Source organism: Okeania sp. SIO2C2, assembly GCF_010692625.1.
Taxonomy (GTDB): Bacteria; Cyanobacteriota; Cyanobacteriia; order Cyanobacteriales; family Microcoleaceae; genus Okeania; species Okeania hirsuta.
In genome coordinates, this window is the sequence record NZ_JAAHGM010000069.1 from 20,698 (window position 1) to 34,554 (window position 13,857).

10 protein-coding genes are annotated in these 13,857 nt (G+C 37.9%); 5 read left to right on the forward strand and 5 right to left on the reverse strand.

Annotation, left to right across the window (positions count from 1 at the left end):
* The first annotated feature begins 323 nt into the window (after window positions 1-323).
* Window positions 324-1,835: a threonine ammonia-lyase, biosynthetic gene (gene ilvA, locus F6K18_RS30830; RefSeq protein ID WP_287526618.1), complete on the forward strand. Its 1,512-nt coding sequence runs from the start codon at window positions 324-326 to the stop codon at window positions 1,833-1,835.
* Window positions 1,836-2,944: 1,109 nt separating this feature from the next.
* Window positions 2,945-4,021: a DUF3474 domain-containing protein gene (locus F6K18_RS30835; RefSeq protein ID WP_287526634.1), complete on the forward strand. Its 1,077-nt coding sequence runs from the start codon at window positions 2,945-2,947 to the stop codon at window positions 4,019-4,021.
* Window positions 4,022-4,742: 721 nt separating this feature from the next.
* Here the strand turns inward: F6K18_RS30835 and F6K18_RS30840 are convergent.
* Window positions 4,743-6,089, reverse strand: coding sequence for a protein kinase (locus F6K18_RS30840; RefSeq protein ID WP_287526620.1), 1,347 nt, complete (start codon window positions 6,087-6,089; stop codon window positions 4,743-4,745).
* A 1,164-nt stretch (window positions 6,090-7,253) separates the two neighbouring features.
* On the opposite strand from F6K18_RS30840, the gene F6K18_RS30845 reads away from it, so the two are divergent.
* Together F6K18_RS30845 and F6K18_RS30850 are read left to right on the forward strand one after the other, a co-directional pair.
* Entirely contained in the window at window positions 7,254-8,633 is a 1,380-nt protein-coding gene (locus F6K18_RS30845; protein WP_287526622.1) for a cytochrome P450, read from the forward strand.
* A 135-nt stretch (window positions 8,634-8,768) separates the two neighbouring features.
* The gene (locus F6K18_RS30850; RefSeq protein ID WP_124142826.1) at window positions 8,769-9,044 is read left to right on the forward strand and encodes a cytochrome P450; all 276 of its coding nucleotides are present in this window, start codon (window positions 8,769-8,771) and stop codon (window positions 9,042-9,044) included.
* A 107-nt stretch (window positions 9,045-9,151) separates the two neighbouring features.
* On the opposite strand, the gene F6K18_RS30855 is transcribed toward F6K18_RS30850, so the two are convergent.
* From F6K18_RS30855 to ahcY, 4 genes are all read right to left on the reverse strand, one after another.
* Complete coding sequence (locus tag F6K18_RS30855; protein ID WP_287526625.1) at window positions 9,152-9,355, reverse strand: hypothetical protein; 204 nt, start codon at window positions 9,353-9,355, stop codon at window positions 9,152-9,154.
* Window positions 9,356-9,909: 554 nt separating this feature from the next.
* Complete coding sequence (locus F6K18_RS30860) at window positions 9,910-10,125, reverse strand: type II toxin-antitoxin system HicB family antitoxin (protein WP_287526627.1); 216 nt, start codon at window positions 10,123-10,125, stop codon at window positions 9,910-9,912.
* A 312-nt stretch (window positions 10,126-10,437) separates the two neighbouring features.
* Complete coding sequence (locus F6K18_RS30865; protein WP_287526630.1) at window positions 10,438-11,064, reverse strand: exopolysaccharide biosynthesis protein; 627 nt, start codon at window positions 11,062-11,064, stop codon at window positions 10,438-10,440.
* Window positions 11,065-11,860: 796 nt separating this feature from the next.
* A complete protein-coding gene (gene ahcY / locus F6K18_RS30870; RefSeq protein ID WP_287526632.1) occupies window positions 11,861-13,138 on the reverse strand; it encodes an adenosylhomocysteinase in 1,278 nt (425 codons plus the stop codon).
* 373 nt (window positions 13,139-13,511) lie between these two features.
* On the opposite strand from ahcY, the gene F6K18_RS30875 reads away from it, so the two are divergent.
* Window positions 13,512-13,664 carry a hypothetical protein gene (locus F6K18_RS30875; protein ID WP_287526633.1) on the forward strand — a complete coding sequence of 51 codons (153 nt, stop codon included), beginning with the start codon at window positions 13,512-13,514 and terminating at the stop codon, window positions 13,662-13,664.
* The last annotated feature ends 193 nt before the right edge of the window (window positions 13,665-13,857 follow it).

The window sequence follows — 13,857 nt, forward strand, 5'->3', positions numbered from 1 at the left end:
CTAAAAAAAATTAGACATCTCCAACGCCAAAAAAATCGGGGTTGCACATTCTCGAATGATACTGCAAGAAATTGGTTTATACTTTGACTAAAAAAAGCGAATATTAATCATTCTAGCAATTCTAGAATCCAAAATCCTATTCATCAAAAATCTCAAATCATTCATCACTGTGCAACGCCAAAAAATCAAATTAATTATTGTACTAGATACATTAATTCTTTCCGCCTACTCCCTACGGACATTGCATGGAACGTCCCTACCCCCTACTTCTGCAGATGTCTACATGGTAAGATAGTCAAGCATTTACTAACCAAATAAAACCTATGTATTGCGACTACCTAGTACAAATTCTCACTGCCAGGGTCTACGACGTAGCCCAAGAATCACCACTCGAAACCGCTCCCAACCTCTCAAAACGCCTCCAGAACAACCTCCTACTGAAACGAGAAGATATGCAGTCAGTCTTCTCCTTCAAATTACGCGGAGCTTACAATAAAATGGCTCAACTGCCTCCAGAAATTCTCTCTCAGGGAGTCATCGCAGCATCCGCTGGAAACCACGCTCAAGGAGTTGCCCTAGCCGCAGGTCGCCTTGGCACTCGCGCTATCATAGTCATGCCTGTCACTACCCCTCAACTAAAAGTTAATGCTGTCAAAGCTAGGGGAGGCGAAGTTATTTTGTATGGCGAAACCTATGACGAAGCTTGTAGTTACGCCCATCAACTGGAAGCAGAAAAAGGTTTAACTTTTATTCACCCCTTTGACGACCCCTACGTCATCGCTGGACAAGGGACAATTGGTATGGAAATTCTCCGCCAATATCAAAAACCTATTCACGCTATCTTTGTCGCTATTGGTGGTGGGGGTTTAATTTCTGGTATTGCTGCTTATGTCAAACGGTTGCGCCCGGAAATCAAAATTATTGGCGTTGAACCTGCTGATGCTGATGCTATGTCGCAGTCTCTAAAAGCTGGACACCGAGTCCGCTTACCTCAAGTGGGATTATTTGCTGATGGTGTTGCAGTGCGAGAAGTAGGAGAAGAAACACTTCGTCTATGTCAGCAATATGTAGATGATATTATTCTCGTAGAAACTGATGATACTTGTGCAGCTATCAAAGATGTGTTTGAAGATACTCGCTCCATTGTCGAACCTGCTGGTGCATTGGCGATCGCTGGTGCAAAAGCTTACGTCGAGCGAGAAAAAATTCAAGATGAAACTCTGATCGCTGTTGCCTGTGGAGCTAACATGAATTTTGACCGCCTCCGCTTTGTGGCTGAAAGAGCAGAATTTGGGGAACGTCGCGAAGCCATATTTGCCGTTACTATTCCCGAAACTCCAGGTAGTCTCCGCAGATTTTGTGACTGTCTTGGCAAACGTAATATTACTGAGTTCAACTATCGCATTGCTGAGGAAAAAGAAGCACACATTTTCGTAGGAGTACAAATAGAAAACCGTGCTGATGCGGCCAAAATAGTAGAAACTTTTGAAGCTCAAGGCTTGAAAACCCTGGACTTAACTGACGACGAACTGACAAAATTACACTTGCGCCATCTGGTCGGGGGTCGCTCTCCCCTTGCCCATCACGAACTACTTTATCGTTTCGAGTTCCCCGAGCGGCCAGGAGCATTAATGAAATTTGTCGCTTCTATGAGTCCCAACTGGAATATTAGTCTTTTCCACTACCGTAATAATGGGGCAGATTATGGACGTATTGTGGTCGGAATGCAAGTCCCCCCTGATGAGATGGCCGAATGGCAAAACTTTGTCCATAATTTCGGTTATCGCTATTGGGATGAAAGCCAAAACCCAGCCTATAAGCTATTTTTAGCCTAGTGCCACGTGGAAGTCAAAAGTCAAAAGTCAAAAGTCAAAAGTATTGATTGTTAAGGCTTTTAGGATTTTATAACTGGTTAGGGCTTGCTGATTAAATCTAAAAGCATTGACATATAAAGACTTTAGCTTTTTTGGGGCCTTTAAAAAGTGCAAATTTTTCAGCTCTTCATGCTCATGTATGGAGCGTATTTTAGGCTCATAGTTGGGCAGAAAAATCCCAAATTGACAATTCTTACTCCTACCTCCTCACTCATTCCCATTTCTCCTGTCTCCTGTCTTCCCCTCCTGGGAGGGGTTAGGGGTGGGTTGTCTCCTGTCTCCTGCCCCTACTAAAAGACTTTTTCAGCAAACCCTGGTTAGTTATTTCTGCCATCCTGTTGCTTGCTAGAGCTGAAAAATATAGACTATCCTAGACAAATATCTACAAAATGTCTATGTTTTTAAGCCATTAATCTGTGTTATTATTACATACGTCTGCTAAGACCAGAGGATTTTAGCAACGATTATGGAGTGTTTTGCACTCGACTTTTCATAAGGATGAAAACCCGCCTAGGGAATCCTAAACTCAATGTGCTTGAGCGGAACATTAACCTTCTTTGCCAGTAGACTTATGGACAGGTGAGTCGAAAAATCGCTTGACCTCACCGATGAAGAGCGTGTCTAGGATTGTCTAGATTTTTAGAAGGTGCACTAGAAATATAAAATTTTTGTCAAAAATTACCCCTAGATAATATACAATAGTGGTCGTTTCATCTCTCACTAGCTTTTGTTCTATAGCTGATGAGATTCGTCCTAATGCAGTAAAAGTTCCATAAATTGATACCCCATTTCTCTCTGTTAGTTCAGAAGAATTAGGGGTAGTTGATGGAAGCTAAATCCGCAAAATGTGACTTGTGAACTAGCTATCAGCTAGAGCGCACTTCAGCTATAAGCTAAAAATTCAAGGGTTTGGTTTAAGTCCCCCACTGTGTTTGAAAAATTAGTGGTGCGCCTTTTATCAGGAGAAATAATCTCCCATTATACACCTTGAAAAGCTGATAGCTGAAGCTGATTGCTGAGTGCTACTTCAAGATGAAATATCAGACATATTACAAAAAGTTGAAAATTTAGTGCAATCAAACACTGTTCTCGGTCAAGCAACTGATACAAACTCAACTCCCTCTAAAATAGAGTTACCCTTTACTCTTCAAGAAGTGAAAGCAGCTATTCCTCCACATTGTTTTGAGCCTTCTGTCTGGAAGTCTCTGAGCTACTTTTTTCTTGACATTGGCATTATTGCTGGTCTATATGCAATCGCCTATAATCTAGATTCATGGTTCTTTTTTCCCATCTTTTGGTTAATGCAAGGAACTATGTTTTGGGCATTATTTGTAGTGGGACATGACTGCGGCCATGGCTCCTTCTCCAAACATAAATGGTTTAATAACCTAATTGGACATTTGTCTCACACTCCCATTCTTGTGCCTTACCACGGTTGGCGTATTAGTCATAGAACCCATCATGCTAATACTGGAAATATTGATACTGATGAAAGTTGGTATCCTGTTTCTGAGAGTAAGTATAATATGATGCCTTGGTATGAAAAGCTATTTCGCTTTTACCTGCCATTATTAGCTTATCCACTCTATTTATTTAGGCGATCGCCTAATCGTGCTGGCTCCCATTTTCTGCCTAAGAGTCCATTATTTCGTCCTTCTGAAAAGTGGGATGTCTTAACAAGTTCAGCACTTTGGATGTTAATGGTAGGTTTTCTGGGATGGCTCACCTATCAGTTTGGTTGGGTATTTTTAGTAAAATATTACCTAGTTCCTTATGTAATATTTGTTGTCTGGTTAGATTTAGTCACCTATTTACACCACACTGAAGCAGATATTCCCTGGTATCGTGGAGATGACTGGTATTTCCTTAAAGGTGCATTGTCTAGTATTGACCGCGACTATGGTTTTATCAATTCTATTCACCACGATATTGGTACTCATGTAGCTCATCACATTTTTCTGGGTATGCCACACTATCATTTAAAGACAGCTACGGAGGCAATAAAACCTATTTTGGGTGAATATTATCGGTATTCAAGCGAACCTGTATGGAAGAGTTTTATCAACTCTTATTTGGTTTGTCATTTTGTCTCAGACAAAGGTTCTCAAGTATATTATCAATCACCTTGGAAAAAATCTTCAAACTAATTAAACTAATTAGGGTTTGCTGAATAAAGTCTTTTAGTAGGGGTAGGAGACAGGAGACAGGAGGAACGGGGGATGAGCGAGGAGGTAGGAGTAAAAATTGTAAAAATGATTTTTCTGCCCAACTATGAGCCTAAAATACGCTCCATGCATGAGCATGAAGGGCTGAAAAATTTGCACTTTTTAAAGGCCCCAAAAAGGCACTTGTCTTTATCTGTCAATGCTTTTAGATTTAATCAGCAAGTCCTAATTAAATTAATTTCATTTCGGTAGACTACAGTAGGGGCGTTAACGTAGTTGTGCGTAGCTAATGGCCATTTGCTCAGGCAAAGCTGCCGTTAATGTCCCTACGGGATTTTGGTTGTGACGACGTAGTTCAGAGACCGGCAAAAGTGCTGTAAAGTTATTAGAGTTTTGTCAAAAGTACTTTGTTGTAGATGGATTTGGTATATAGCAGAAGGAACAAGGAAGAATGACCGAAGTTGGAACGTGCCGAAAGCTGAGTGCTGTTTGCGGAGCATTCCGGTAGGGAAAATACTGATCGCTAGTCATATCATGTCCGGACAATTAGTGAAAAAAAACTCTCTCCTTCTTATACCTTAAAACCACCTCTTCTTCCCTCCTGACTCCTAACTCCTCCCTGATTATTTATAACTATTCAACCGGACATAATATTAATGCTTTTAGCGTCCTGAAAGCTGACTGCTGTTTGCGGAGCATTCCGTTACGGAAAATGCTGATAGCTAGTTAATAATGCCTGTTTAAATTCTTTAGCTGTTTTAAAATAAATTTCTGGTTCATCAATTAATGCTAAATCAATTACCTCTGCTAAAGATCTAGGAATAGAAAGATTTCTTTGTCTAATTGGCACAGGTTTAGTTTGCAATACAGTTAAAATTGGGTCTTTACCAACAAAATCACGAGGATATACACCAGTTAACATATTGTATAAAGTTGCTGCCATTGCCCAAACATCTACTTCCGGTTTTACATATTTAAAATCAATCATTTGTTGTCTGGGCATAAATGGAAAAGTACCACCTTTATTTCCTGTAATTGTCTGCCCACTTAAACCTGCTAAATCAAAAGCTTTTGCTAACCCATAATCTGCTATTTTTACTACTGTTGAATTATCTACATTACTCAGAAAAATATTAGCTGGTTTAATATCCCGGTGAACCAAACCTCGCCCAATACTCAAACTACCATCTGCCTTTTTTACATAAGGAATTTCTGCATTATGGGCATATTCTAAACCATCTAAAGCTTGTAAAATAATTGGCACTGCCACATCAACAGATAACCGATAACCATGACTCTGCATCAAATTCCAAATACTACCACCATTACAATATTCTAAAGTAAAAAAAAATAGGCGATCGCTATAATCATAATCTTTCAATTGCACAACATTCGGATGATTTAAAGCTTTAGTATTTTCTATTTCTCTTAAAAAACGATTTATAGCATTAGGATTATTTGTGATTTCTGGCAACATTGTCTTTAAAGCTATTAACTCTTGAGTATGATTATTTCTCGCTAAATAAACTTCTCCACATCCACCTTTTCCTAATAAATTAAGTGCCGTATAACCAGGAATTGTAATTATAGTAGAATCTCCTAAACTTGGTGGTAAAGTTGATAATTCAACTGTTTTTGCTTGCCAAGTTTTTGGTTTTTCAAGCATTTCTGGAGGCATCTCTGTTTCTTCTTCAAGACTAACCTGAAAAATAGTATTTCCCAATTGAATTTGGTCTCCTGATTTTAATTCATATTCAGGGAAATTATTTTTTGTTGTTGTTTCAGAGAGATGCTCAGATTGACGCTGCCCAATTTTTTTACCATTAACATAAGTACCATTTTTACTAGCAAAATCACGCACTCGTATATCTGGAGGATTAATATCAAGTAGACAATGATAACGAGAAATTGTACGATGTTGTTCATCACTAGGTAGTCTGGGTCTACAGTCTCGATGACGACCGATAATACAGGTAGTTCGTTCTTCAAAGATAAATTCTTTGCCGAGCATACTTCCTTGGATAATAGTAAGTTTGACTTTAGCAGACATGAGGGAGTTAAAATTTTTGATATTTGTGCGATGATTTATATCAATTATCTAGGAAATTTTATTTTGATTTTTTATCTGATGATAAATTGTGAAGTATCTCTAGCATAATTTTGATAATATTTAAGTATAATTATCTTGATTATACAGTAAGAGAATATCAAAAATGTCGGGTGGGCAAATCTGAAAAGATTTACGGTTAATCTAGACAAATTAGTACATCTATAGAGTTAAAAATTTGTAAGGGAAGCTTTTGTCAGATTTGATAACTTTTCCTGATAGTTTATCCTATTTATTCCAAGGTAATATATAGCGTATTTGCGTAATATCATGTTCCCCCTCCAGGGGAGCTACGCTAACGGTTGAATACTTATAAATGACTGTTGTGAGTCCTCATGACTCAGGAGTCAGGAGTCAGGAGGAAATATTGGAGAAAAAGAACAAATATTCGTATTGGGGGTATTGATAATTTAAGTATTTGTTTGGTACTGTCGATACCCGGAGTCCTTAAATTTTATTATAACTGACCCGTCCGAACATGATATAAGTCCCAATCTAGTGTATTTTGGAGTTAAGAATCTGGCTTTGCTAGAAGCTACATAATAAACATCTCCAATAATAAAAAATCAAATCAATTAAGTAGGTAGGCGTGAATAAACATCACTATATAACGAAATGTTAAAGCAGTTAAAACCCAAGAGAATTGCTTCCTTCCGCTCCGCTCCACTCGCAATGACGTACTTATAAATTTTTTCACCTACCTACTTATCGTAGATAAATCATAAATTATTTCCCTCTAATCCATCTTTTCCGGGGAAGTCTAATGAATGTAGTAAAAATGCGATCGTAAATACAGATATACAGGACTTACGCATGAGGTACAAAAAACTAGGGTTTGAGATTGCTTTCTGTTCCGGAATACTTTGCAAACCCTATCGGTCGCTTAGGACGACAATACGTTGCAGGTGCGTAAGTCCTAATTTATACAGGACTTACGCAGAATAACCTTGAAAACACCATATGTAGGGGCGTTTTGCTCCGCAACATGTAAAGCGGAGCTTTGTGGAACGCAAATCGTATTCGCTCTCAGTCAATATAGTATCTATGGGTAAGTCCTAATATAGATAGAGTATATTAGTAGAGTAGCAATCAAACTCAGAAAAAAAAATGGTCACATCCCAACTGCCTAAAGGCCCAAAAAATCTGTCATTCCTGAATAAACTGCAAAGAATAGTCAAACCCTTGGAATTCCTGGAAAACAATGCTAGACAATATGGTGATATCTTTACCCTTCCTGTTTTATTAGGTGATAGTAAACAGTCAATGGTAATCATAAGTAATCCCCAAGGAATTCAAGAAATTTTTGCCACCGATCCAGAAAAATTAGATGCTGGCGGAAATGGGAGAAGGTTGATTTTTTTAGGAGAACAATCTCTGATAGCACTTTCAGGCGATCGCCACAGACGACAACGGAAACTTTTAACACCACCATTTCATGGCCAAAGGATGCTAGCTTACGGCGAGCTAATTCGTGAAATCATTCAGCAAGTCACGTCTCAATGGATAACAAACAAAACTTTTTCCATTCGCTCCTCTACTCAAAGAATCTCATTTCAAGTAATTTTAAAAGCTGTATTTGGTTTAGAAGAAGGTCAACGCTTACAAGAAATGGACCAATTGTTAACTACTAGATTTGAGGGAAGAGAATCTATCTTCAGATCCATCTTATTATTTTTCCCTGCACTACAAAAAGATTGGGGACCCTTAAGTCCTTGGGGGCGTTTGATGCAGAATGAGCGAGACATTGATAAACTAATCTATGCTGAAATTGCTGAACGTAGGGAAAATCCCGATGCATCTCGCACCGATATTTTGTCTTTGATGATGGCAGCGCGGGATGAAGAGGGACAACCTATGACAGATTTAGAATTGCGCGATGAGTTAATTACTCTGTTAGTAGCTGGTCACGAAACTACTGCAACAGCTTTAGCATGGGCATTTTACTGGATTCACCGTCAACCAGAAATTCGAGATAAACTGCTGCAAGAACTTGATGCACTCGGAGATAAACCAGATCCGATGGAAATTTTAAAATTGCCCTATTTGGATGCTGTGTGCAAAGAAACTCTGCGAATTTATCCAGTAGCGATATTAGCACTTCAACGACAGGTGAAGTCACCCCTAGAAATTATGGGTTATCAGTTTCAACCAGGAACTTTTCTGAGCCCCTGTATTTATTTAACTCATCATCGGGAAGACTTATATCCTCAACCGAAGCAGTTTAAACCAGAGCGTTTTCTAGAACGTCAATTTTCCCCTTATGAATATTTGCCTTTTGGTGGAGGCAACCGTCGCTGTATTGGTCAAGCTTTTGCCTTGTTTGAGATGAAATTGGTATTAGCAACGATACTATCTAGTTGGGAGTTGGCATTAGCAGATGAAAAGCCTGTTAAAGCAGTGCGTCGTGGTTTGTTGATGGCTCCAGCAGATGGGGTTCGGATGGTGGTTAAGGGAAAGCGTTATCAAAATCAGCTAGTACCTGTTTAAGAATTAGCTCCTCTTGTGACGTTTTGTATCAGTTTGATGAAGCAGTATAACAATAAAACAAATTGATAAACTTAAAACTCCTAAATTTATCCAACAAATCCAATCAACCCTAAAACTATTAGAGTTTTTGGATAATTGTGCCCAAAATTATGGAGAACTTTTTTTACCAATTCCTTTGGCAATTTAGAGACTTTAGTTGTCAGTCATCCCCAGGATATTCAAGAGTTATTTAATCCTAAAAACAAAATTCTTGATGCTCCAGCTGCTCCTAATGAAATATTCAAACCTCAACTTGGAGAAAACTTATTAATTGTACAAGATGGAGAACGTCATCGAAAACAGCGAAAGCTAATGATGCCTCCCTTTTTTTCTATAGGTAGTATCTTGTTTTTTGTCGGAAGATCAAATTAATTTTTGGAGTTCTAGCTCTAACTTTTAGCCAGTGATATAACTCTACGCGGAGCTTTGCGTTGGCAAAATTCCCGGTGTCCAATAACCACCAGTTTATATTTTTTTAATCACCGTAAAACTGGTTGAATAAGTGCCTTTTGCTCCGCTAAATTAGTAGAGCCTTTTTGGAGCAAAACTTGCCAGTAAATAGCTAATGCTCTTTTTTTGTAGATAGTGGCCATCACGAAGATATGATGATTTTTCCATTGTCTTCTATCTATAGTTAAAATTAATTGACTACCATCAACAAATTCTCGACTAATAATCATCATGATCATCGGAAACCAAAACAATGGAAGGCTCAAAGAAAATAATGTTAAAAATCTTTGTATATGTTTTCGACAACTTTCATATGTGATTGGTAAAGGAAAACAACCAGAAATGCCTTTCTATTTTGACAGTTTTCTATACCGTTAATCACCAAACTAAAATTTTTAAAGTTTGGACTTGAGTATCACTGATAAAAATTGCATTTGGTCGGTCTATTTATGTAAGTGGATCGACTTTTTCTACCATAAAATGTGAGTGATGGCTACCATCAACAATTGAGATAAAAATCAACTTGAATTGGGGGAGAAGGGATTGGTAAGCTCAACGTGCCAACCCCTTCTCTAAAAATGATGATCATTATCATTTTCTTTGTGGGTTTAATACCCCACCGTCAACGGGGGTGTTCAAAATTACTTGGGGGAGCGTAGACGCGGAGCGGCCCTTCGTTGACTATCCCCATGTAATTTTCCTCCTGTCTCCAGTATAGCTGTCTCCTGTCTCCTTCTTCAATATTGAGGAAAAATCCAGATTTTATACAGAGGTATAATCCTTGAAGCTATTGTGGGGCAATAGTTTTGAGGTGCTTGTCTCCCCCTGAGGGTTTTCCCATTTCTTCATAAGCAGATACTAAGTCTTCCAAAACTTCCTTCGCATTTTCTAGCGCTTGCTCATAAGATTCACCGTGAGTTTGAGCATACTTCCCCCATTCAGGTAAACTAGCAATATAGGTTTTATCCTTTTCAGACCATTGAATTAAAATACTATATTTCAATGGAAATTATAAATTAGGTGCTTAGGTGTACAATGAGGTAATAATTATGCTACTGGATATGCTACTGGACATAGATTCTATATGATCGCACCTTTTCCATTATACAAATAATAGCACAAATTTATTTAAAATCAACCCCTTGCTAAAAAATTTTTTCATCTATTTCAAAGGTACAGCGAACAGCGAATTTTTGCATATCAGTCAGGTATATCAGGTATAATATTCGCGGGCAAGATGCCCGCACTAATTATGAAATAAGCTGTCAAGCCTTCTAATTTAGCCGGAGGTACTGATAACTGAGAACTGAATTTCCTAACCTCCAGTCAAAGAATTTTTAAGTAATTCAATTCCACCCTTGACACCTTCATAACCAAAACGCAGAATTAGACCACTTAAAGTCGCACCCATTGCACAAAGCACCAACCCACCTAAACTAATAACACCATCATCATCCAACAAACCAAAACCAGTAACAAAAATCCCGATCGCCGGTACAGTATTAGTACCCGGAATTGGAATCATCATCGAAATAGCCATCACAGCGATCGCGCAACCAATGACAATTCTACCAACAAAACTCGTACAAATATAACTCAATCGAGGACGAGAAATCAACTCAATTTTCTGTAACCAAGGAATGCCAGACTTCAAAATTCCTTGTATTTTATCCAGAGAGATTGAATGATTTAACCAACTCTTAGGCAACCACGGAGTTTTAGAACCAACTATTAGTTGAACTGCCAATAAAAGTAATAAAATTCCAAATGGAATTGAATAACCAGGAGCAGGTACAGGCAAAGCAGAAGGTAGAGACAAAATTACGAATAAAAAGCCAAAAATTCTCTCTCCTGCTAAATCAATAATGTCTCCCAAAGTAACTTTAGAAGCACATTTTTCGTCAAAAAAATATCGTTGTAATTCTACAGATAATTTGGCCACGAATTTATATTATTTAAAGTTAAATATGGAACTAAGTTAAAAGTACAAAACCTTCAAGGAATATATGATTAGAAGATTTGATAGTAACCATAAGAGATTGACTTATATCATGTTCGGATAATTAGAGATCAAAAAACTTTCTCCTTCTTATATCAAATTCGATAGTATTGGTGTAATTAAATAAAGAGTGTGGGTAGTGTGGGAAGATGGGGATCTCAAGAAAGATTTGGCAATGGCGCTGAGGATGGAACATTTTTTTATACCGAATTAAACTGATTTGATATTATACCTTAAAATTCTCTTTTCTTCCCTCCTTAGTTCTAACTCCTCCCTTATTATTTATCACTAATTATATCGTCTCCGGATAATTAGTGATCAAAAAAACTTTCTCCTTTTCCTCCTCTTTATTCTTTCTTCCCTCCTGAGTTCTGAGTCCTGAGTTCTGACCAAAAAATAAGGTCTCAAGCCTGCCCTTTTAATGGGATGAAAAAAAGAGAACTCCGTATCTCAAGCCTCCTGCTTTCCTGCGGAATGCTGCGCAAACAGTAGGAGGTACTGATAACTGATAACTAATAACTGAAATGACTCCTCCCTTATTATTTATAACTATTTAACCGGACATGATATTACAAGCTTCTAATATAGAAAATAGCATTCTACAAATATAAAAAACCCAGATAAAATTATGGATCTTTTACCAAGATTCTACCGGGGTTATTTCAAGCAAAATAAAACTAAAAATCACAAAGGAATAGTAAATTAGATTAAACTAGATTCTTATTCCTTAAAAAATCAATTAGGTACCAACAGTCCAGGAATTCATATACTCGATTTGTTCTGGAGTCAAAGTATCAATACCAATACCCATTGCTTGTAATTTCAAACGAGCAATTTCTTTATCAACTTCTACAGGAATAGAGTGTAAACCTGGTTCTAATTTACCTTTATTTGTAACTAAATATTCACAAGCTAATGCTTGGTTAGCAAAACTCATATCCATAACTGCACTAGGATGACCTTCAGCAGCAGCTAAGTTAATTAATCGTCCTTCACCTAATACAATTACAGACTTACCATTCTTGAGTTTATACTGTTGAGTGAAAGGTCGAACTGTCTTCACTTCATCAGCTTTTTGACCCAAAGTTTCCAAGTCAATTTCAATATCAAAGTGACCGGAGTTACAAACGATCGCTCCATCCTTCATCATATCGAAATGTTCGCCACGAATAACGTGCTTATTACCAGTAACAGTAATAAATAGATCCCCTTGAGGAGCAGCTTCTTCCATTGGCATAACGCGGAAACCATCCATTACTGCTTCAATAGCGCGAACTGGATCGATTTCAGTTACAATTACATTTGCACCCAGACCTCTAGCACGGAGAGCTGCACCTTTACCGCACCAACCATAACCTACAACTACAGTATTTTTACCAGCTAATAAAACATTAGTAGCACGGATGATACCATCTAAAGTAGATTGACCTGTACCGTAACGGTTATCAAAGAAATGTTTGGTGTCCGCATCGTTAACGTTCATAGCAGGGAAAGTCAACACCCCATCATTGAACATTGCTTTTAGACGAACAATACCTGTAGTAGTTTCTTCTGTAGTACCAATGAGGTCAGTAAGTTGACTTTGTCTCTCTTTGACCATGGTTGCTACTACGTCGCTACCATCATCAATAATAATATTAGGTCTGTGGTCTAAAGCAATTTCAACGTGACGCAGATAAGTTTCTGCATCCTCTCCTTTCATGGCAAACACAGAAATACCATAATCTACTACGAGACTAGCAGCTACATCATCTTGAGTAGATAAAGGGTTACTAGCAATTAATACAGCATCAGCACCAGCATTTTTGAGAGCGATCGCTAAATGAGCAGTTTCAGTTGTAACGTGACAGCAAGCTGCTAATTTAATTCCGCTTAATGGCTTTTCTTTGGCAAAGCGTTCTTGAATCTGACGTAGAACAGGCATTTCTCTACCTGCCCACTCAATTCTTTGTTTTCCTAGAGGAGCTAGGGACTGGTCTTTAACTTCGTGTTTAATTTGGACGGGTGTTGCAACCATTCAGTTGTTTCCTTGTGTTTCCTTAAAATTTTATTCTTCGCCAGTATAGCTAATTTTACAGAAGTCGATCAAGAGTGTTAATACGACAAAATTTATTTTGACATTCATGCCAATATATGTTAACTGGTCTGGAAAATTGCCAGCAAAACTGGCCGTGAGAGACCGGAATACAATCAGCGATCACTGATTAATATTATGTCTGTTGGTGTAATATCATGTCCGGTTGAACAGTTATAAAATAAACAGGACTTACGCAAAGACACTATATATAGTGCATAATAATTTTGGCTATCTTCACTATAGTTGTGTGCGATCGCTTCAGTCTTAATTCAAAAAAACTTCAGCTATTCAAGTTAAACAAGTTTCATTTTAATTGAAGGATATTTCAATTCTGAGACCAGTTGAAGAAGGAGACAGCTATACTGGAGACAGCTATACTGGAGGAAAATTACATGGGGATTCCCTCCCCCAAGTAATTTTGAACACCCCCGTTGACGGTGGGGTATTAAACCCACAAAGAAAATGATAATCTGATCACAATTCATGGTTAACTTGATCAATAGTTTTTCCTATTTTCACAGCTAATCTCTTGAAAAAATTCCACACCAACATCGCACAAGCAATATGATTTTTTTGAATTTTACCCAGAGGACCCAATCCAAAACTTTAGACCTGTTAATTGCTTAATTTCTCTGTGGAATTATTCAATTTTCCATCTG

Excerpts from the sequence above, each read along its gene's own strand:
- F6K18_RS30855 (WP_287526625.1), bottom strand. The coding sequence starts at position 9,355 with ATGATGATTATTAGTCGAGAATTTGTTGATGGTAGTCAATTAATTTTA.
- F6K18_RS30840 (WP_287526620.1), bottom strand. The coding sequence starts at position 6,089 with ATGTCTGCTAAAGTCAAACTTACTATTATCCAAGGAAGTATGCTCGGC.
- ahcY (WP_287526632.1), bottom strand. The coding sequence starts at position 13,138 with ATGGTTGCAACACCCGTCCAAATTAAACACGAAGTTAAAGACCAGTCC.
- ilvA (WP_287526618.1), top strand. The coding sequence starts at position 324 with ATGTATTGCGACTACCTAGTACAAATTCTCACTGCCAGGGTCTACGAC.
- F6K18_RS30845 (WP_287526622.1), top strand. The coding sequence starts at position 7,254 with ATGGTCACATCCCAACTGCCTAAAGGCCCAAAAAATCTGTCATTCCTG.